The 19,516-nt window shown below is 33.5% G+C and carries 37 protein-coding genes; all 37 read right to left on the bottom strand.

Annotated elements, in window-relative coordinates; all coding sequences use genetic code 11:
- Positions 1–60 precede the first annotated feature (60 nt).
- The gene (gene truA, locus CLLI_RS00490; RefSeq protein ID WP_106062326.1) at positions 61–801 is read right to left on the bottom strand and encodes a tRNA pseudouridine(38-40) synthase TruA; all 741 of its coding nucleotides are present in this window, start codon (positions 799–801) and stop codon (positions 61–63) included.
- On the bottom strand, positions 801–1,601 hold the full coding sequence (locus tag CLLI_RS00485) for an energy-coupling factor transporter transmembrane component T family protein (RefSeq protein ID WP_106062325.1): 801 nt from the start codon (positions 1,599–1,601) through the stop codon (positions 801–803). The genes truA and CLLI_RS00485 overlap by 1 nt, the downstream gene beginning before the upstream one ends.
- Before the next feature lie 50 nt (positions 1,602–1,651).
- Positions 1,652–2,503 (bottom strand): energy-coupling factor transporter ATPase, encoded by an 852-nt coding sequence (locus tag CLLI_RS00480; RefSeq protein ID WP_106062324.1) that lies wholly within the window; start codon positions 2,501–2,503, stop codon positions 1,652–1,654.
- Positions 2,488–3,333: an energy-coupling factor transporter ATPase gene (locus CLLI_RS00475; protein WP_106062323.1), complete on the bottom strand. Its 846-nt coding sequence runs from the start codon at positions 3,331–3,333 to the stop codon at positions 2,488–2,490. The genes CLLI_RS00480 and CLLI_RS00475 overlap by 16 nt, the downstream gene beginning before the upstream one ends.
- A 76-nt stretch (positions 3,334–3,409) precedes the next feature.
- Positions 3,410–3,751, bottom strand: coding sequence for a 50S ribosomal protein L17 (rplQ, locus tag CLLI_RS00470; RefSeq protein ID WP_106062322.1), 342 nt, complete (start codon positions 3,749–3,751; stop codon positions 3,410–3,412).
- 43 nt (positions 3,752–3,794) lie between these two features.
- Positions 3,795–4,742: a DNA-directed RNA polymerase subunit alpha gene (locus tag CLLI_RS00465; protein WP_106062321.1), complete on the bottom strand. Its 948-nt coding sequence runs from the start codon at positions 4,740–4,742 to the stop codon at positions 3,795–3,797.
- Between the two features lie 70 nt (positions 4,743–4,812).
- A complete protein-coding gene (gene rpsD, locus CLLI_RS00460; protein WP_106062320.1) occupies positions 4,813–5,433 on the bottom strand; it encodes a 30S ribosomal protein S4 in 621 nt (206 codons plus the stop codon).
- 29 nt (positions 5,434–5,462) lie between these two features.
- The gene (gene rpsK / locus CLLI_RS00455; protein WP_035147472.1) at positions 5,463–5,861 is read right to left on the bottom strand and encodes a 30S ribosomal protein S11; all 399 of its coding nucleotides are present in this window, start codon (positions 5,859–5,861) and stop codon (positions 5,463–5,465) included.
- Between the two features lie 31 nt (positions 5,862–5,892).
- Positions 5,893–6,264, bottom strand: a complete 372-nt coding sequence (gene rpsM, locus CLLI_RS00450; protein ID WP_106062319.1) for a 30S ribosomal protein S13 — start codon at positions 6,262–6,264, stop codon at positions 5,893–5,895.
- Positions 6,265–6,392: 128 nt separating this feature from the next.
- Positions 6,393–6,506, bottom strand: coding sequence for a 50S ribosomal protein L36 (gene rpmJ / locus CLLI_RS00445; RefSeq protein WP_021122033.1), 114 nt, complete (start codon positions 6,504–6,506; stop codon positions 6,393–6,395).
- A gap of 16 nt (positions 6,507–6,522) precedes the next feature.
- Positions 6,523–6,741, bottom strand: coding sequence for a translation initiation factor IF-1 (gene infA / locus CLLI_RS00440; RefSeq protein WP_106062318.1), 219 nt, complete (start codon positions 6,739–6,741; stop codon positions 6,523–6,525).
- Positions 6,742–6,747: 6 nt separating this feature from the next.
- Positions 6,748–7,029 (bottom strand): KOW domain-containing RNA-binding protein, encoded by a 282-nt coding sequence (locus CLLI_RS00435; RefSeq protein ID WP_106062317.1) that lies wholly within the window; start codon positions 7,027–7,029, stop codon positions 6,748–6,750.
- A gap of 14 nt (positions 7,030–7,043) precedes the next feature.
- A complete protein-coding gene (map, locus tag CLLI_RS00430; RefSeq protein WP_106062316.1) occupies positions 7,044–7,793 on the bottom strand; it encodes a type I methionyl aminopeptidase in 750 nt (249 codons plus the stop codon).
- Positions 7,794–8,444, bottom strand: a complete 651-nt coding sequence (locus CLLI_RS00425; RefSeq protein ID WP_106062315.1) for an adenylate kinase — start codon at positions 8,442–8,444, stop codon at positions 7,794–7,796.
- Between the two features lie 23 nt (positions 8,445–8,467).
- Complete coding sequence (gene secY / locus CLLI_RS00420; RefSeq protein WP_106062314.1) at positions 8,468–9,751, bottom strand: preprotein translocase subunit SecY; 1,284 nt, start codon at positions 9,749–9,751, stop codon at positions 8,468–8,470.
- Between the two features lies 1 nt (position 9,752).
- A complete protein-coding gene (gene rplO, locus CLLI_RS00415) occupies positions 9,753–10,193 on the bottom strand; it encodes a 50S ribosomal protein L15 (RefSeq protein WP_106062313.1) in 441 nt (146 codons plus the stop codon).
- 17 nt (positions 10,194–10,210) lie between these two features.
- Positions 10,211–10,393, bottom strand: a complete 183-nt coding sequence (rpmD, locus tag CLLI_RS00410) for a 50S ribosomal protein L30 (RefSeq protein ID WP_106062312.1) — start codon at positions 10,391–10,393, stop codon at positions 10,211–10,213.
- 11 nt (positions 10,394–10,404) lie between these two features.
- Entirely contained in the window at positions 10,405–10,902 is a 498-nt protein-coding gene (gene rpsE, locus CLLI_RS00405) for a 30S ribosomal protein S5 (protein WP_106062311.1), read from the bottom strand.
- Positions 10,903–10,918: 16 nt separating this feature from the next.
- Positions 10,919–11,278 carry a 50S ribosomal protein L18 gene (gene rplR / locus CLLI_RS00400; RefSeq protein ID WP_106062310.1) on the bottom strand — a complete coding sequence of 120 codons (360 nt, stop codon included), beginning with the start codon at positions 11,276–11,278 and terminating at the stop codon, positions 10,919–10,921.
- Between the two features lie 24 nt (positions 11,279–11,302).
- On the bottom strand, positions 11,303–11,845 hold the full coding sequence (gene rplF, locus CLLI_RS00395; protein WP_106062309.1) for a 50S ribosomal protein L6: 543 nt from the start codon (positions 11,843–11,845) through the stop codon (positions 11,303–11,305).
- Between the two features lie 22 nt (positions 11,846–11,867).
- On the bottom strand, positions 11,868–12,266 hold the full coding sequence (rpsH, locus tag CLLI_RS00390; protein ID WP_106062308.1) for a 30S ribosomal protein S8: 399 nt from the start codon (positions 12,264–12,266) through the stop codon (positions 11,868–11,870).
- A gap of 29 nt (positions 12,267–12,295) precedes the next feature.
- Positions 12,296–12,481 carry a type Z 30S ribosomal protein S14 gene (locus CLLI_RS00385; RefSeq protein ID WP_106062307.1) on the bottom strand — a complete coding sequence of 62 codons (186 nt, stop codon included), beginning with the start codon at positions 12,479–12,481 and terminating at the stop codon, positions 12,296–12,298.
- Between the two features lie 12 nt (positions 12,482–12,493).
- Positions 12,494–13,039, bottom strand: a complete 546-nt coding sequence (rplE, locus tag CLLI_RS00380; protein WP_106062306.1) for a 50S ribosomal protein L5 — start codon at positions 13,037–13,039, stop codon at positions 12,494–12,496.
- Between the two features lie 21 nt (positions 13,040–13,060).
- Positions 13,061–13,381: a 50S ribosomal protein L24 gene (gene rplX / locus CLLI_RS00375; RefSeq protein WP_106062305.1), complete on the bottom strand. Its 321-nt coding sequence runs from the start codon at positions 13,379–13,381 to the stop codon at positions 13,061–13,063.
- An 18-nt stretch (positions 13,382–13,399) separates the two neighbouring features.
- Positions 13,400–13,768 (bottom strand): 50S ribosomal protein L14, encoded by a 369-nt coding sequence (rplN, locus tag CLLI_RS00370; RefSeq protein ID WP_106062304.1) that lies wholly within the window; start codon positions 13,766–13,768, stop codon positions 13,400–13,402.
- Between the two features lie 29 nt (positions 13,769–13,797).
- Positions 13,798–14,052 (bottom strand): 30S ribosomal protein S17, encoded by a 255-nt coding sequence (gene rpsQ, locus CLLI_RS00365; RefSeq protein ID WP_106062303.1) that lies wholly within the window; start codon positions 14,050–14,052, stop codon positions 13,798–13,800.
- 21 nt (positions 14,053–14,073) lie between these two features.
- A complete protein-coding gene (rpmC, locus tag CLLI_RS00360) occupies positions 14,074–14,286 on the bottom strand; it encodes a 50S ribosomal protein L29 (RefSeq protein ID WP_106062302.1) in 213 nt (70 codons plus the stop codon).
- Complete coding sequence (gene rplP, locus CLLI_RS00355; protein ID WP_106062301.1) at positions 14,276–14,719, bottom strand: 50S ribosomal protein L16; 444 nt, start codon at positions 14,717–14,719, stop codon at positions 14,276–14,278. Before rplP ends, rpmC begins: the two co-directional genes overlap by 11 nt.
- A gap of 17 nt (positions 14,720–14,736) precedes the next feature.
- The gene (rpsC, locus tag CLLI_RS00350) at positions 14,737–15,405 is read right to left on the bottom strand and encodes a 30S ribosomal protein S3 (RefSeq protein ID WP_106062300.1); all 669 of its coding nucleotides are present in this window, start codon (positions 15,403–15,405) and stop codon (positions 14,737–14,739) included.
- 17 nt (positions 15,406–15,422) lie between these two features.
- Entirely contained in the window at positions 15,423–15,758 is a 336-nt protein-coding gene (gene rplV, locus CLLI_RS00345) for a 50S ribosomal protein L22 (RefSeq protein ID WP_106062299.1), read from the bottom strand.
- A 22-nt stretch (positions 15,759–15,780) separates the two neighbouring features.
- Positions 15,781–16,065 (bottom strand): 30S ribosomal protein S19, encoded by a 285-nt coding sequence (rpsS, locus tag CLLI_RS00340; RefSeq protein WP_106062298.1) that lies wholly within the window; start codon positions 16,063–16,065, stop codon positions 15,781–15,783.
- A gap of 69 nt (positions 16,066–16,134) precedes the next feature.
- Complete coding sequence (gene rplB / locus CLLI_RS00335) at positions 16,135–16,965, bottom strand: 50S ribosomal protein L2 (RefSeq protein ID WP_106062297.1); 831 nt, start codon at positions 16,963–16,965, stop codon at positions 16,135–16,137.
- 68 nt (positions 16,966–17,033) lie between these two features.
- A complete protein-coding gene (rplW, locus tag CLLI_RS00330; RefSeq protein ID WP_106062296.1) occupies positions 17,034–17,327 on the bottom strand; it encodes a 50S ribosomal protein L23 in 294 nt (97 codons plus the stop codon).
- The gene (gene rplD / locus CLLI_RS00325; protein ID WP_106062295.1) at positions 17,327–17,947 is read right to left on the bottom strand and encodes a 50S ribosomal protein L4; all 621 of its coding nucleotides are present in this window, start codon (positions 17,945–17,947) and stop codon (positions 17,327–17,329) included. The genes rplW and rplD overlap by 1 nt, the downstream gene beginning before the upstream one ends.
- A 25-nt stretch (positions 17,948–17,972) precedes the next feature.
- Positions 17,973–18,602, bottom strand: a complete 630-nt coding sequence (gene rplC, locus CLLI_RS00320; protein WP_106062294.1) for a 50S ribosomal protein L3 — start codon at positions 18,600–18,602, stop codon at positions 17,973–17,975.
- A gap of 78 nt (positions 18,603–18,680) precedes the next feature.
- Positions 18,681–18,989, bottom strand: coding sequence for a 30S ribosomal protein S10 (rpsJ, locus tag CLLI_RS00315; protein WP_027625076.1), 309 nt, complete (start codon positions 18,987–18,989; stop codon positions 18,681–18,683).
- Between the two features lie 403 nt (positions 18,990–19,392).
- A partial coding sequence (locus CLLI_RS00310; RefSeq protein ID WP_479723237.1) for an EF-Tu C-terminal domain-related protein occupies positions 19,393–19,516 on the bottom strand: 124 nt, incomplete at its 5' end.

Here is a 19,516-nt window from a genome sequence, read left to right as displayed (position 1 = left end):
AAAATACAAACATTTATATTATAATACAAGCAGCCTGGCGTGTCAATGAAATTTCATTCTTTAATAAAATACTTCATCTAAATACAGCCCTCTTGCTGGAGCAGATGCTCCTGCTTTCTGCCTGTCCTTAGCCTCTAATATACTAACAATATCTTCTGGTTTCTTTTTACCTATTCCAACTTCTATTAAAGTACCAACTATTATTCTTACCATATTATATAAAAATCCATCGCCTGAAATAATAAAGATTACCAAATCCTCAACTGCATACACTTTCGCATCCATTATTGTTCTAACTGATGATCTAACACTGCTGCCAGAACTTTTAAAGGAAGTAAAATCATGTTTTCCTATTAGATATTGTGCAGCTTTATTCATACTTTCTACATCTAGTTTATCTTTAAAATGATAGGCATAATTTCGCAATATTGGCGATTTCCATTGCCTATTTAAGATTTTATATATATATCTTTTACCTATACAACAATATCGAGCATGAAAATTTATATTTTCTTCCTTAGAGTCTATTATTACTATATCCTCTGGTAATACTCTATTAATAGCATATTTAAACTTATCACTAGGTATCCTGCTTTCAGTAATAAAGTTTGCTACAAATCCCTTTGCGTGTACTCCTGCATCTGTTCTACTGCAACCTATTACCTCCACTTTCTCCCCGGTAACTTTGCTTAAACATTGCTCTATGGTTCCCTGTATTGTACTTACGTTATTGTTAATTTGCTTTTGCCAGCCAGAATAGTTTGTTCCATCATATTCTATTAACAATTTTATATTCTTCATTATAAGTACCTACTCCATACTGATAAAATTATTAAAACTAATACAACTAATGAAGCTATAAGATCTCTACTGGTTAGTTTTAGCTGTTTCATTCTAGTTCTGCCTTCTCCCCCTCTATAACACCTTGCCTCCATAGCCATAGCTAATTCGTCAGCTCTTCTAAATGAGCTTATAAACAATGGTACAAGAAGTGGTATTAAACTCTTAGCTCTTTGAATGATATTTCCAGATTCAAAATCGGCTCCCCTTGCCATTTGAGCTTTCATAATTTTATCTGTCTCATCCATAAGCGTAGGAATAAACCTTAAAGCAATAGTCATCATCATGGCTAGTTCATGGGCTGGTACTCCTATTCTCCTTAAAGGGTTTAAGAGTTTCTCTATACCATCTGTAAGTTCTATGGGTGACGTAGTTAAAGTAAGAAGTGATGTACCAATAATCAAAAAAACTAATCTTATAACCATAAATATTGCTAGTCTTAATCCCTCTTCATATATAGTAATAAATTTCCCCTGATATATTATTCTGCCTCCACTTGTCATGAAGATATTTAATATAGCTGTAATAATTATCAATACAAAAATAGGTTTAAGACCTTTATAGATGAATTTTAAAGGAACTTTAGATACTATTATGGCAGTTGCTGTAAATAGTATTATAAATATATATCCTATAAAATTATTAATGATAAATAAATCTATAATGAATATTAAAGATATTAATATTTTAATTCTTGGGTCAAGTTTATGTACAAAGGAATCACCAGGTATATATTGTCCTAATGTAATATCTTTAATCATCTATATGCTCTCCTAACAATTATCTTTGATTTTTATAATTATAAACAATCTTATTTCTTTAACACCTTAAGTAACTCTTTTTTAGCTTGCTCTACAGTAAATATATCCTCAGATATATTAAAACCTTTATCTCTTAATCTTTTTACTAAATAAGTTACTTGGGGCACAGCTAATCCTACACTCTCCAAGGTATCTATTTCCTTGAATACTTTTGCAGGTTCTCCATCCAATATACATTTCCCATTATGCATTACAAGTATCCTAGAAGCTACCTTAGCTACATCCTCCATGCTATGAGAAACAAGTATAATAGTCATATTATACTCTCTATGAAGATCTACTATATTGCTTAATATATCATCCCTACCTTTTGGGTCTAACCCAGCAGTAGGTTCATCTAATATAAGAACCTTAGGTTCCATTGCTACTACACCAGCAATAGCAACTCTTCTCTTTTGTCCACCACTCAATTCAAATGGGGATTTATCCTTATACTTTTTATAATCTAGACCTACGATATTCATGGCTCTTCTTACTTTAGAGTTTATTTCCTCTTCACCTAATCCTAAATTTTTAGGTCCAAAAGCAATATCCTTCTCAACAGTTTCCTCAAAAAGTTGATATTCTGGATATTGAAATACCAAACCCACTTTTTTTCTTATGTTTGATAACTTTATGTTTTTACTAGTTATATCCACATTATCAATTATAATTTTACCTGAATCAGGCTTAAGTAAACCGTTTATATGCTGTATAAGGGTAGATTTTCCTGAGCCAGTATGACCTATTAACGCAATAAATTCCCCGTCCTTTATTTCTAATGTAACATTATCTATTGCTTTTTTTTCAAAAGGGGTTCCCTTCATATAAATATGGGTTAAATTTTCTATTTTAATCGACATAATGCATCCACCATCTCATCAATAGTCAATATATCTGAATCTATATCTAATCCTTCTTTTCGAAGTTCGTAAGCTAATTCCGTTACCTGAGGTACATCAAGACCAATTTTTTTCATAGCTGCTACATTACTAAATATCTTTCTTGGTGATCCTTCCATAATTACCTTACCTGAATCCATTACGATAATTCTGTCTGCCTCGACAGCTTCTTCCATATAATGAGTAATCAGTACTATAGTAATACCAAATTTTTTATTTAATTCTTTTATTGTTTTTATTACTTCTTTTCTTCCTGACGGATCTAACATAGCTGTTGGTTCATCAAAAATAATACATTCTGGTCTCATAGCTAAAACTCCAGCTATAGCAACTCTTTGTTTTTGACCACCAGACAATAAATGAGGTGCATGTTTTTTGTATTCCTGCATATTTACTCTCTTTAAAGATTCATCAACTCTTCTTCTGATCTCAGCTGGTTCTATTCCAAGATTCTCTGGGCCGAATGCAACATCTTCCTCTACAATTGTAGCTACAATTTGGTTATCTGGATTTTGAAACACCATCCCTGCATTACTTCTAATATTCCATACATTCTCCATAAGTGAAGTATCCATTCCATCTACGTAAACTTTTCCTTCAGTAGGAATTATCAGTGCATTCATATGCTTAGCTATTGTAGATTTTCCAGAACCATTTCTTCCTAGTATTACAACAAATTCACCTTTTCCCACATCCATTGACACATCATCTATGGCTAATCTATAGTTACCTTCACCGCCATCCTCATATTTGTACACTACATTCTTACATTCAATCATTTTTTTATTCATTTATAAACACCTCATAATGATTGATAGTATATTAAAATGGGGACTAAGCTATGTCTCTACTTAATCCCCTAAGCTACTAAACTAATTCTAGTATAACCATTTCTGCTCCATCGCCTCTTCTTGGACCAACTTTATACATTCTAGTATATCCACCATTTCTTTCAGCGTATTTAGGAGCTATATTTTCAAATAAATCTTTAACTACTTCTTCCTCAGTTACAAATGCAAGCACCTGTCTTCTTGCATGTAAGTCTCCTCTTTTTCCAAGAGTTATCATTTTTTCAGCTAAATTTTTAGCTTCTTTTGCTCTTGTTGCAGTGGTTTCTATTTTACCATTCTTTAAGAAACTAGTAACTAGACTTCTAAGCATTGCTCTTCTTTGGTCAGTTGGACGACCTAATTTACGATATCCTGCCATCTCTATACCTCCTTACGTTCCGTGTAGTATTATAGCTTATAAACTACTCTTCACTCTGTTTTAAACTTAATCCTAAAGCAGCAAGTTTCTGCTCAACCTCTTCAAGAGATTTTTTACCTAGGTTTCTAACCTTCATCATATCATCCATTGTTCTTTCAGTTAATTCTTGTACTGTATTTATACCAGCCCTCTTTAAGCAATTATAACTCCTAACTGAAAGATCTAGTTCTTCTATAGTCATTTCTAAGACTTTTTCTTTCTTATCTTCTTCTTTTTCTACCATGATTTCAACATTATTTGCATGATCTGTTAAAGTCATAAATAATTTGAAATGCTCTATTAATATCTTAGCTGATAAGCTTACTGCTTCATCAGGCATTATTGTTCCATTAGTCCATACTTCAAGAGTTAGTTTATCATAATCGGTAATTTGGCCTACTCTTGTATTTTCTACAGTAAAGTTAACCCTTTTTACAGGAGTATAAATTGAATCTACAGGGATAGTTCCTATTGGTAAACCTTCAACTTTATTTCGATTTTGTGATACATAGCCTCTACCTCTATTAACCACCAATTCCATATAAAGTCTTCCATCTTCATCTAATGTAGCTATATGTAGGTCTTTACTAATTACTTCTACATCGCCGTCAGTTTTTATATCACCTGCTGTTACCTCACCTGGTCCTTTTGCATCTATATATATAGTTTTAGGGCCTTCTCCGCTCATCTTTAAAGCTAGTGATTTAATATTTAATATTAATTCAGTAACATCTTCTTTTACACCTTTAACAGTAGAGAATTCATGCAATACATTCTCAATCTTTATAGAATTAACAGCAACTCCAGGTAATGAAGAAAGGAGTATTCTCCTTAATGCATTGCCTAGAGTAATTCCATATCCTCTTTCTAAAGGTTCTACCACAAACTTGCCATAGGAACCATCTTCAGCCATCTCTGCACATTCTATTTTTGGCTTTTCAATTTCTAACATTAGGAACCCTCCTTTTCAATTATCTATTAGTTTACATTGAGGGCAACTGATTCTTTTTAATTGTTAGTTATTACTTACTGTATAACTCAACTATTAATGTTTCATTTACAGGAACATCAATATCAGTTCTAGCTGGTTCACTAACAACTTTTCCTTCAAAATTCTCTGGGTTTCCTGTTAACCAATTTGGTAATGTCTTTGGATTTTCAGCAAATGTCTTGAATTTTTCTGTAGCTTTACTCTTTTCACAAACAGTAATTACATCATTTACTGATAATATATATGATGGAATATCAACTTTGTGTCCATTTACTAAGAAATGTCCATGAGTTACTAACTGTCTAGCTTCCTTCCTTGAATTGCCATATCCTAATCTATATACTGCGTTATCAAGTCTTAATTCAAGAAGTCTTAATAAGTTTTCACCAGTTATTCCTCTCATTTTATCAGCCTTTTCATAATATGTTCTGAATTGGCTTTCTAGCACTCCGTATATTCTCTTAGCTTTCTGTTTTTCTCTTAACTGTAATCCGTAGTTAGAAATTTTCTTTCTACCCTGTCCGTGTTGTCCAGGTGCATATCCTCTTCTTGAGAATGCACATTTGTCTGTATAACATCTATCTCCTTTAAGAAATAGTTTTAATCCTTCTCTTCTGCAAAGTCTGCAAGTTGCTCCAGTGTATCTTGCCATTTAATATTACACCTCCTATTGCTAAAATATTACACTCTTCTTCTCTTTGGTGGTCTACAACCATTATGTGGTATTGGAGTGACATCTTTTATTAAAGTTACTTCTAATCCAGCAGCCTGTAAAGATCTTATTGCAGCTTCTCTACCAGCTCCTGGTCCCTTTACATATACTTCTACGCTCTTTAAACCATGTTCCATTGCTGCTTTGGCTGCAGTTTCAGCTGCCATCTGAGCTGCAAATGGAGTACTCTTTCTTGATCCTCTAAATCCTAATCCGCCGGCACTTGCCCATGACAATGTATTACCAGCAGTATCAGTTAATGTAACAATAGAATTATTAAAAGTTGACTTTATATGTGCACTTCCGTGCTCAATATTTTTTCTTTCTTTTCTTCTTCTTGTCTTTTTAACTTTTGATCCAGCTGCCATCTTTTTCCCTCCTTAATGTAGTCTCTTACACTTATTTCTTTTTCTTTGAACCAACTAATTTCTTAGGTCCTTTTCTAGTTCTAGCATTAGTCTTAGTTTTCTGACCCCTTACTGGAAGTCCTCTTCTATGTCTAATACCTCTATAACAACCAATTTCTATTAATCTCTTAATATCAAGAGCTATATCTCTTCTTAGATCGCCTTCAACTGTGAGGTTTTTATTTACATAGTCTCTTAATGCGTTAACTTCTTCTTCGGATAGATCTTTAACTCTTATATCAGGATTAACTCCTGTTTCTTTAAGAATTTTATGTGAAGTTGGTAATCCTATACCGAAAATGTAGGTTAGACCTATTTCTACTCTTTTTTCTTTTGGTAGGTCAACTCCTGCTATTCTTGCCATTAATATTACACCTCCTGAATATCTTACTTATAGATAAAGGATTTATTAAAATTTATTAAATATATATATAAAGTTTTAGGTCATTAGGATATATTGTGAGCCTAATGTCAGCCGTACCTAAAACATTATTAACCTTGTTTTTGCTTATGCTTTGGATTTTCACAGATAACCATTACTCTTCCTTTTCTTTTTATAACTTTACATTTTTCACACATAGGCTTAACTGATGGTCTTACTTTCATAGCTAACCCTCCCTTATTACTTTGCTCTCCAAGTTATTCTTCCACGTGTTAAATCATATGGAGAAAGCTCCACAGTGACTTTATCACCTGGTAATATTCTTATAAAATTCATTCTTAATTTACCAGAAATATGAGCTAATATTTTATGCCCACTTTCCAATTCTACTTCAAATATAGCATTAGGTAAAGCTTCCAAAACAGTACCCTGCATTTCTATAACATCCTCTTTTGACATAAGGTCTCAAACCTCCTTATTCATGTCGTGAGACTGCAAAAATTTCCTGATAATTAAATTGCTAACTTCATTACCTGCTAGTAATTCAATTCTTACTTCATCAGCTACTTCATTAGTAAAAACTAAATGCTTAACCTTCTTTTTCTTAGGTTTCTCTACAAACCTCAAACTGCCATCTGAAATATAAACATATTCTTCATTTAAAACACCTATAACCATGAAGAATCTACCTTTATCTCTTCCTGCTTTAGAATAGACTACTCTACCTATTTGGCCATTATCCTTCAAGATTTTCACCTCTATTAAATCAATGTTAGTATTTCTGGGCCGTTATCTAAAATAGCAACTGTGTTTTCATAATGAGCTGACAAACTATTATCTTTAGTTACAACTGTCCATCCATTTGGTTTAACTTCAACATGATAATCTCCAACATTAACCATAGGCTCTATGGCTAGAACCATGCCTTTTATTAATTTAGGGCCTCTACCAGGTCTGCCAAAATTAGGAACCTCAGGATCTTCATGCATTTCTTTACCGATACCATGACCAACGTAGTCTCTAACAACAGAATAGTCAAAGCCTTCAGCATACTGCTGAATTGCAGAAGAAATATCAGTCAACCTATTCCCAACTATAGCTTTTTCTACTCCTGTAAAGAAACTTTTTTTAGTTACCTGAATAAGCTTTTTGGCTTCTTCAGATACCTTTCCTACAGGAAAAGTCCTAGCTGCATCTCCATGATATCCATTAAGAATCGCTCCACAATCGATGCTTATAATGTCACCATCCTGTAGAATAATATCTTCTGATGGAATGCCATGAACTACTTCACTATTCCTAGATGTACATATAGAAGCTGGGAATCCATAATATCCCTTAAAAGATGGTTTAGCACCACATTTTGCAATAAACTCTTCTGCTATTCTATCCAATTTTGCAGTAGTTATTCCGGGTTTTACTGCCTCTTCAAGTTTTGCAAGGGTTTCTCCTACAACTTTACCTGCTTGCCTCATATATTCAATTTCTATATCATTTTTTATAGTTATCATTTATTTATCGCTCCCCAGGATATTACAAACCTTCTGAAATACTTCGTTAATCTCACTAGTTCCGTCAATTACACAAAGTGAATCTTTATTTTTATAATACTGAATTAGTGGCGCAGTCTGTTTTGAATACACATCTAATCTTTCCTTAACTGTTTCTTCAGTGTCATCTTTCCTTTGTATAATCTTTCCACAGCATAAATCACATTTTCCCTCAATTTTTGGAGGATTAAATTTAATATGATAACTAGCTCCACAATCTTTACATACTCTTCTTCCAGTCATTCTCTCTAGAATAAATTCTCGAGGAACTTCTATCAATAAGGCATTGTCAATTTTTGAATCTTTACTATCTAAAAATTTATCCAGTGCTTCTGCTTGCTTTACAGTTCTAGGAAATCCATCTAACAAGAAGCCTTTTTTGCAATCGTCATTGGCTAATCTATCATTAACTATATCAATAGTCAATTCATCAGGTACTAATTGACCTTTATCCATATAACTTTTTGCTTTAATTCCAAGGGGCGTCTGTTCTGATATATTTTTTCTAAATATATCTCCTGTTGATATATGTGGTATGGAATACTTTTGGCTAATTAACTTAGCCTGTGTTCCTTTTCCAGCTCCCGGAGGACCTAGTAAAATTATCTTCAACTAAACCATCTCCAAATATCTTATTACTTTAAGAATCCCTGATAATGTCTCATGACTAGCTGGGATTCTATTTGTCTCACAGATTCAAGTGAAACTCCTACAATAATTAGTAAACTAGTACCTCCAAAGGATATTCCCTTAAACGGTGTACTTGCTGCCACTATTATAGGAATAATTGCTATTATTCCAGCAAAAATACCCCCAAATACTGCTATTCTTGCCAGTACCTTTTCAATATAATTAGCAGTAGATTCCCCTGGTCTTATCCCAGGTATAAATCCAGATGATTTATGCATATTTTCAGCCATTTCATCAGGTTTAAATGTAACTTCTGTATAAAACCATGTAAAGAATATTATTAGTAAAAAATAAACTACAATATACTGCCAACTTCCTTCTTTAAAAATACTATACTTACTTCCTGTTACAAACAAATAAAACTTAGAATTGGGCCAAAACGCACCTATAGTTGCTGGAAAAAGCATAACGGACATAGCAAATATAATTCCAATAACTCCTGAAGAACTCAAATTGATAGGAATATGTGTTGATTGTCCCTTATACATTTTCCCGCCAACGTTTTTGCCTGCATATTGAACAGGGATTCTTCTTTCTGCAAGGCTCATCACAACTGCTGATAAAAATAATGCCAATGCTAAAGCAACAAACATTATAACTTGAACAGAATTAACTTCTTCTGCCTTTTGAAGAGAAGAAATTCCATATACTGTACTTGGAAATCTTGAAATAATATTTACAAATATAATAAGTGAAATACCATTCCCTATTCCATGTTCTGTTATCTTATCTCCGAACCACATTAAGAAAGTTGAGGCTGTGGTTAAAGTAAGTATTATTAATACCATATTAAGCTTCGATGTATCTTGTAATGCTCCAGCTCTCGATATTATAACATATGTACTAAGCCCTTGAAGAACAGCGAAAACTACAGCCCAATATCTAGTATATTGCTGAATTTTCTTTCTGCCTTCCTCCCCTTCTTTAGATAACTGCTCTAGAGAAGGTATAGCAATAGTCAAAAGCTGAAATATAATGGATGAATTAATATATGGAACTACACCCATAGCAAAAATGCTAAATTTACTAAACGCACCACCGGATATTAAATCATAAAAGCTAAATAGGTTTCCGTTTCCTGCTTCTGTTAGTGACTTTAACTTCATCTGATCAATCCCTGGGACAAGAATAAAGTTTCCCATCCTAAATAGTACTAACATTAAAAAAGTAAAGATTAACCTTTTCTTTAAATCAGGAACTTTCCAGGCATTACGTAGGGTTGATAACACCTTATATCACCTCAACTTTTCCTCCAGCTGCTTCTATCTTTTCAGCTGCTGCTTTAGAGAACTTTGCTGCTTTAACTGTTAAGTTCTTTTCTAAGTCGCCGTTTCCCAAAATTTTAACTCCATCATATACTTTTCCTATAACTCCCTTTTCCATTAATAATTCTGGAGTTACAACTGTTCCATTTTCAAACATATTTAATCTATCAATATTGATAGCTACAAATTTTTTTGCAAAAATATTTGTAAATCCTCTTTTAGGTAATCTTCTATATAATGGCATCTGTCCACCTTCAAAGCCAAGTCTTACTCCGCCACCGGATCTAGATTTCTGTCCTTTTTCGCCTTTTCCTGCATTTCTTCCAAGTCCTGAACCAGTACCTCTACCTACTCTCTTTGGAGCTTTTCTTGAACCTTCTGCTGGTCTTAATTCGTGAAGTTTCATATATTACACCTCCTCTTTTACTGTAATTCTTCTATTTCTAAAAGATAGCTTACTTTATTTATCATACCTCTGATTTGAGGAGTATCATTTTGCTCAACTGACTTTCCTATTTTCTTTAATCCAAGAGCATTAACAGTAGCTATATGATCTTTCTTTCTACCAATTATACTCTTTTTTAAAGTTATTTTAAGTTTAGCCAAGGCTATCCCTCCTAACCTAAAATCTCTTCAACAGTTTTACCTCTAAGCTTAGCTATCTGTTCAGCTGTTCTTAGTCTTGATAAACCGTTAATTGTAGCATTAACCATGTTTCTTGGATTATTAGAACCTAAAGATTTAGCTCTAACATCTTTTAATCCTGCAAGTTCAAGTACAGCTCTTACTGGACCACCAGCTATAACTCCTGTACCTTCACTAGCAGTCATAAGAAGAACTTTTCCTGTTCCAAATTCTCCTTGCAAATCATGTGGTATTGTTTTTCCTACCATTGATACTTCTATTAAGTTTTTCTTTGCGTCTTCTATACCTTTTCTTATAGCTTCAGGTATTTCTATAGATTTTCCCATGCCAACGCCTACATGACCGTTCTCATCTCCAACAACTACGAGGGCGCTGAATCTAAAGTTTCTACCACCTTTTACAACCTTAGCAACTCTATTTATAAATACAACTTTTTCTTTCAAATCCAAAGTGCTAGGATCTATTCTCATTTATTTCCCTCCTTTTTTAGAACTGTAAACCTGCTTCTCTTGCACCGTCTGCAAGTTCTTTTACTCTTCCATGATAAATATATCCGCCTCTATCAAAGATAACTGCATTAATACCTTTTTCTAATGCTTTTTTAGCTACTGATGCTCCTACCAATTTAGCACCTTCTTTATTGCTTCCGATGCCACTAAACTCTTTGTCTAAACTTGATGAAGCAACTAAAGTTATACCATTAATATCATCTATTATCTGAGCATATATATTCTTTTCACTTCTATATACTGCAAGTCTTGGCATCTCTGGAGTTCCAAAAACCTTTTTACGAACTCTTAAGTGACGTTTAATTCTTGATTTTTTTCTGTCCTCTTTATTAAACATAGAGACTCACTCCTTTCTCAATTATTATTTCTTACCAGTTTTACCTTCCTTACGTCTAATAACTTCATTATCATATTTAATACCTTTTCCTTTGTAAGGCTCAGGTTTTCTCCATGTTCTTATATCGGCTGCTACATCTCCTACTACTTCTTTATCAATACCCATAACGTGGATTTTATTAGCGCCTTCAAGTTGGAAGTCTATACCTTCAACTGGATTTATTTCAACTGGATGTGAGAATCCAAGATTTAATACTAATTTTTTCCCTTGTAGCTGAGCTCTATAACCCACTCCAACTAATTCTAGTGTTTTCTTATATCCTTCAGTTACTCCTACAACCATATTATTTATTAATGATCTTGTTAATCCATGAAGAGCTCTGTTTTCTTTTTGATCATTATTTCTTGTAACTATTACTGAATTACTTTCAACAGCTATATTAATAGCAGGATGCATACTCTTTGTAAGTTGACCTTTTGGTCCTTTTACAGTAACAACGTTGTCTGGTGTTACTGTAACTGTTACGCCATTTGGTATAGCTATTGGAAGTCTTCCTATTCTTGACATGATTACACCTCCTGTTCATTCATTACCAAATATAACAAAGTACTTCTCCACCAACTGATAATTTTCTTGCATCTTTATCCGTTACTATTCCCTTTGAGGTGGATATAATTGCAACTCCTAGACCATTTAAAACCTTAGGAATTTCTTCTGTTCTGCAATATACTCTTAAACCTGGTTTTGATATTCTTTTTAATCCAGTTATAACTCTTTCTTTATTCTGGCCATATTTCATTGTTAATTTCAACATTGGAACTGAACCATCATTATATTCCTCAATGTCTTTTATATATCCTTCTTGAAGCATTATATTTGCAACAGCCTTCTTTATATTTGAAGAAGGAACTTCTACTGTTTCATGCCTAACTATATTAGCATTCCTAATACGTGTTAGTAAATCCGCGATTGGGTCAGTCATAACCATATTTAATGTGCCTCCTTTCCTATAACAAATTACCAACTTGCTTTCTTACATCCAGGTATTTCACCTTTGTATGCAAGTTCTCTAAAACAAATACGACATATACCGAACTTCTTTAAAACGGAATGTGGTCTTCCACAAATTCTGCATCTTGTATAAGCTCTTGTTGTGTATTTTGGTTCTTTTTTCCACTTTTCTATTAAAGCCTTACGTGCCACAATCTTCCCTCCTTATTGTTGAGCAAATGGCATGCCAAGGAATCTTAATAACTCTCTTGCTTCCTCGTCAGTCTTTGCAGTAGTAACAAATATTATATCCATACCTCTTACTTTATCAATCTTATCATATTCAATTTCAGGGAATATAAGTTGTTCTTTAATTCCTAATGAATAATTTCCTCTACCATCAAAGGATTTATCTGAAATTCCTCTGAAGTCTCTTACTCTTGGTAGCGCAACATTCATTAATTTATCTGCAAACTCATACATTTTTTGTTTTCTTAAAGTGACCTTACATCCGATTGGCATATTCTCTCTGATCTTAAAGTTAGCTATTGATTTTCTAGCTCTTGTTAATACAGGCTTTTGTCCTGTAATAATTGTCAAATCACTTACTGCTGACTCTAATATTTTTTGATTTTCTTTAGCTTCTCCAACACCCATATTAACAACTATTTTCTCAAGTTTTGGTGCTTCCATTATATTTTTATATTCGAACTTTTCCATTAAAGCTGGAATTACTTCTTTTTCGTATTTTTCCTGTAATCTTGGAATCATTTATTGGACCTCCTTTCAAGATTAGAATGTTTCTCCGCACTTTTTACATACTCTTACTTTTGTTCCATCATCTAATATTTTATGACTAATTCTTGTTACTGATTTGCATTTTGTACAGTATAACATAACTTTTGAGCTATATATAGATGCTTCTTTATGAACTATTCCACCTTGCATATTTCCTTTATTTGGTTTCTGGTGTTTTGTAACTACGTTAACACCTTTAACCAATACCTTATTATGCTTAGGGAATACGCTTAAAACTTCACCTATTTTTCCCTTATCTTTTCCGGATATAACCATTACTGTGTCCTTTTTTCTTACATGTATTTTATTCTGCATTTAAGCCACCTCCCTATCTTATAGAACTTCAGGTGCTAGTGATAATATTTTTGTAAAATCTTTATCTCTTAGCTCCCTTGCAACAGGTCCGAAGATACGAGTCCCTTTGGGCTGTTTATCATCTTTTATTATAACAGCGGCATTTTCATCAAATCTGATGTATGAACCATCTGCTCTTCTTAAACCTTTTACAGATCTTACAACTACTGCTTTAACAACATCGCCTTTTTTAACAACACCGCCTGGTGTTGCACTTTTAACGCTAGCAACTATTATATCTCCGATGTTACCCCATTTTCTCTTGGAACCACCTAGCACTCTTATACACATAATTTCTTTAGCACCAGAGTTATCTGCAACTTTTAACATAGTTTGCTGCTGAATCATTAAAACACCCTCCTTTCAGATTTCTAACACTATTTAGCTTTTTCAACGATTTCTACAACTCTCCATCTTTTGTCCCTTGATAAAGGTCTAGTTTCCATTATTAAAACTCTATCGTTAACTTTAGCTTCATTATTTTCATTATGAGCTTTAAACTTTGTCGTTCTATTTACAGTCTTACCGTATAGTGGATGGCGTACCTTAGTTTCAACTGCAACAACAACAGTTTTATCCATTTTATCAGAAACAACCTTACCTATTCTTGTTTTCCTATTTGCTCTTTCCACAGGACAAACCTCCCTTCAATTTTACTGCTCAAAGTTCCTTAGTTCTTCTTCTCTAAGGATGGTCTTAATCTGGGCTATAGATTTTTTTACTTCTCTTATTCTCATTGGGTTTTCCAATTGACCAGTAGCTAACTGAAATCTAAGGTTAAATAATTCGCCCTTAAGATCATTTAACTTAACTGCTAAATCTTCAGAACTACTTTTTCTTAATTCCTGTAATTCTCTAGCCTTCATTGATTTCACCACCCATTTCTTCGAAATCTGATCTCTTAACAAACTTTGTTGATATTGGAAGTTTATGTGAAGCAAGTCTCATAGCTTCTCTTGCTACTTTTTCATCAACACCTGTTAATTCAAATAATACTCTACCAGGCTTTACTACTGCTACCCAGTATTCTGGTGATCCTTTACCAGAACCCATACGTGTTTCAGCAGGTTTTTCTGTAACTGGTTTATCTGGGAAAATCTTTATCCAAAGTTTTCCTCCCCTTTTTATATATCTATTGATAGCTATTCTGGCAGCTTCTATCTGGTTGCTTGTAATCCATCCACATTCTGTAGCCTGAATACCAAAATCACCATAGGCAATAAAGTTACCTCTTGTAGCTTTACCCCTCATTCTGCCACGTTGTACCTTACGATGTTTAACCCTTTTAGGCATTAACATGTCATATTCCTCCTTCCTTATGCATTAACTTCTTCCTTTATTTCTTTCTTAGCTGGAAGAACTTCGCCTCTATATACCCATACCTTTACACCGATTTTTCCATATGTAGTATTAGCTTCAGCAAAGCCGTAATCTATATCAGCTCTTAAAGTCTGTAAAGGAATTGTTCCTTCATGATAGTGTTCTGTTCTAGCAATATCAGCTCCGCCAAGTCTTCCTGAACAAGCAGTTTTAACACCTTTAACACCTGTTTTCATTGCTCTTTGAATTGTCTGTTTCATAGCTCTTCTGAATGATATTCTCTTTTCAAGCTGTTGAGCTACGTTTTCCGCCATTAACTGAGCATTAGTTTCTGGTGTCTTAACTTCTACAATATTTATTAAAATATTTTTATCATTTTTAACTAATTTCTGAAGTTCTTTCTTTAAAGCATCAATTCCTTGACCGCCTTTTCCTATTACCATACCTGGCTTAGCAGTATAAATATTTAACTTGACTCTTTTAGCAGCTCTTTCTATTTCAATCTTTGAAACACCGGCTGAATAAGTCTTATTTTTTACAAATTCTCTTATAAGATTATCTTCAACTAAATTATCTGCAAAGTTTCTTTTATCAGCATACCATTTAGCATCCCAATCTTTTATAACTCCAACTCTTAGACCGTGTGGATGTACTTTCTGTCCCATCTATTTCCCTCCTTCTTTTAATCTCTTTCCTTAACAACTAAAGTAACATGACTAGTTCTCTTATTTATTCTAAACGCTCTACCTTGTGCATGTGGTTGAAATCTCTTTAATATTGATCCTTCACAAGCATAAGCTTCAGCAATATATAATCTACTTGTATCCAAATTTAAATTATTTTCAGCATTGGCCACAGCTGATTTTAAAACCTTGTTAACTACTATAGCTGCATCCTTTGGTGTATACTGTAATATTGCAAAAGCCTCATTTACATTTTTACCTCTTATTAAATCAAGAACAATCCCTATTTTCATTGAGGACATTCTTACATACTTAGCTATTGCTTTAGCTTCCATTGACTATTACCTCCTTCCTGCACTATCTTAAGCCAGATGACTTTTCTGTCTTATCTGCATGGCCTCTAAATGTTCTAGTTAATACGAACTCTCCCAATTTGTGTCCAACCATGTCTTCTGAAATATATACAGGAACATGCTTTCTTCCGTCATGCACTGCTATAGTATGACCTATCATCTGTGGAAAAATAGTTGAACTTCTTGACCAAGTCTTTATTACTTTCTTTTCACCAATTTTATTCATCTCGTTTATTTTCTTTAAAAGCCCTTCATGAACAAAAGGTCCTTTTTTAATGGATCTACTCAACTTAATTGGCCTCCCTTCATATAAACCTTATTAACTACTTTTGAAGAGAATAAAACTATTCTCTCCAAATTAATCATTTCTTCTCTTAATAATAAATCTATTAGAGTATTTCTTATGTTTTCTTGTCTTGTATCCAAGAGCTGGTTTACCCCATGGAGTAAGTGGACCTGGGTGTCCTACTGGTGCTTTACCTTCACCACCACCGTGTGGATGGTCATTAGGATTCATTACAGAACCTCTAACTGTAGGTCTGAAGCCCATGTGCCTTTTTCTACCAGCCTTACCAATGTTAACAATTTCATTTGTTAAGTTTGAAACTGTTCCTATTGTTGCTCTACATTCTATTCTTACATATCTCATTTCACCACTTGGAAGTCTTAATGTTGCATAATCGCCTTCCTTAGCCATTAACTGAGCTGAACTTCCTGCAGATCTAACAAGCTGAGCACCTTTACCTTTTGATAATTCAATGTTATGAACGAATGTACCAACTGGTATATTCTTAAGTGGAAGACAGTTTCCAACCTTTATATCTGATTCTGATCCTGAGTAAACTGTATCCCCAACCTTTAATCCTTCTGGAGCTATAATATATCTCTTTTCTCCATCGGCGTACACAACAAGTGCTATAAATGCTGTTCTATTTGGATCATATTCTACTGTAGCAACCTTTGCTGGAATACCATCCTTATCTCTCTTAAAATCTATTAATCTATATTTTCTTTTAACTCCGCCACCACGATGACGAACTGTTATTTTACCATTATTATTTCTACCACCAGTATTTTTTAATGCTACTAGAAGTGATTTTTCTGGTGAATCAGTTGTTATATCACTATATGTACATACAGTCATCTGTCTTCTAGTAGGAGTGGTAGGTCTAAATCCCTTAACAGCCATTTTGTTACCTCCTTATCTTGAGCTTATCTGGCTTGCAGCCAATAGCGCTTTATTTAGATTCCTAGAAATTACATTCCTTCAAAGAACTCGATAGCTTTGCTACCTTCAGTTAATCTAATGATAGCTTTTTTATAATCTGATCTTTTCCCGTAATGAACTCCTACTCTCTTGTTTTTTCCTAAGTAGTTAGCAGTTTTTACTTCTGCAACTTCTACTCCAAAAACATCCTCTATAGCTTTTTTTATCTGACATTTGTTTGTATGCTTATCAACGATAAAGGCGTATTTCTTTTCACTCATAGAAGCCATACTTTTTTCAGTTATAACAGGTCTTCTTATTACATCATAATTTGTTAGCTTCATTATGCGTACACCTCCTCAATTTTTGATACAGCATCCTTAGTTACTATGAATTTTTCATACTTTAAAATGTCATAAACATTTAAGTTATTAACTGGAAGCACACATACTCCCTTAATATTTCTTGCTGATTTATATATATTTTCATTTGATTCAGCAGTAACTATCAATGTTTTATTAACATTTAAAGCTTTTAACATATTAACTATTTCTTTTGTTTTAGGAGCTTCTAGTTCAAGACATTCTAAAACAATCATTTCATTGTTCTGTACTTTTGCTGTAAGAGCTGATCTCATTGCAACTCTTCTCATTGACTTAGGAATAGATACTCTATAATTTCTTGGCTTTGGTGCAAATACTATACCACCATGGATCCATTGTGGTGATCTTATAGAACCTTGTCTTGCTCTGCCAGTTCCCTTCTGTCTCCAAGGCTTTATTCCACCACCAGAAACTTCAGCTCTTGTTTTTGCTGACTGAGTTCCCTGCCTTTTATTTGCTAACTGTGCTACAACTACCTGATGTAAAGCATCCTTATTAACTTCAACACCAAATACGTTGTCTGCAAGTTGGATATCCCCAACCTTTTGTCCTTCTTTATTAAATAATCCTACTGTAGACATCCTGTATCCTCCTTTCTACAGAAAATTAAGCTTTCACTGAATTTTTTATTACAACGAAGCCTTTATTTGGTCCTGGTACTCCACCTTTAATTAAAATTAGATTTTTTTCTGCAATTACTTTTGCAACTTCTAAATTTAATACAGTTGTATTAACATTACCCATATGTCCAGGCATTCTCTTGTTTTTGAAAGTTCTTGCTGGATCTGATGCAGCGCCCATTGAACCAACTGCTCTATGAAACTTAGAACCATGTGACATAGGTCCTCTATGTGCATTCCATCTTTTTATTGTACCCTGGAATCCCTTACCCTTTGAAACTCCTGATACATCAACCTTTTCTCCTGATTGGAACATATCTGCTTTTATTTCCTGTCCAACTTGATATTCATTTGCATTTTCAAGTTTGAACTCTTTAAGCATTCTTTTAAATTCAACACCTGCTTTAGCAAAATGTCCTTTTGATGGTTTATTAACCAACTTTTCTTTTATTGTTCCAAATCCAACCTGTATTGCCTCATATCCATCTTTTTCCGTAGTTTTTTTCTGAACAACTACACATGGACCTGCTTCAATTACAGTAACAGGAACTACTCTATTATTCTCATCGAATATCTGTGTCATACCAAGCTTTTTACCTATTATAGCCTTTTTCATTGTTCTCTACACCTCCTCAACATATTAGCGGACCACAATAGCGGTCATAATAGTTCGTAATAGGTCAATCTATTACAATTATAATTTTATTTCAATGTCAACACCTGCTGGTAAATCTAATCTCATTAATGAATCTACAGTCTTTGGTGAAGGACTGATTATGTCAATTAATCTCTTATGTGTTCTGATTTCAAACTGCTCTCTTGAGTCTTTGTATTTATGTGGAGCTCTTAAGACTGTTATTACATCTTTTTCTGTTGGTAGTGGAACTGGGCCTGCTACCTTTGCTCCTGATGACTTTGCAGTTTCTACAATTTTTTCGGCTGATTGATCTAATATTGTGTGATCAAATGCCTTTAATCTTATTCTTATTTTTTGTTTTGCCATTTTAGTTTCCCTCCTTTTTTCTGCATGCTTTACTTCATACGCACAACAGCGGATGTATTCTGTAAACTGTTCCTGGTGTTGCATTATGTAAAATACAAAAGTCACCATACAGAATAACCGTCGCCTGGTTCTAGACCATAGCTCACTCAGTCAAGAATTACCCGGAAGCCCGGCAACCTCTTGCCTCATCGCCATTACCATATTGCAACTTCTATAGTATACAATATTTTTTTTAATTTGACAAGTAGTTTTTTACTTTACTTTTATTTATTATATTACTTATACTAAAATTTTTATATATTATGCATTTTATAACATTTCTACCATATATCCTATAAAAAGGAAGAGCGATTATCACCCTTCCTTTTTATATCATATTAAGTAATATGTTACATTAGGGATATTATTCAATTATTTTAGTAACAACTCCTGAACCAACTGTTCTTCCGCCTTCTCTTATAGCAAATCTCAATCCTTCATCCATTGCTATTGGTGTTATTAATTCAACAGTCATATCAATATGGTCT

The sequence above is a fragment of the Clostridium liquoris genome (assembly GCF_002995785.1).
Classification (GTDB): Bacteria; Bacillota; Clostridia; order Clostridiales; family Clostridiaceae; genus Clostridium_AO; species Clostridium_AO liquoris.
The sequence above is the reverse complement of the archived record's forward strand: the minus strand, read 5'-3'. Positions and strand labels throughout refer to the sequence as shown.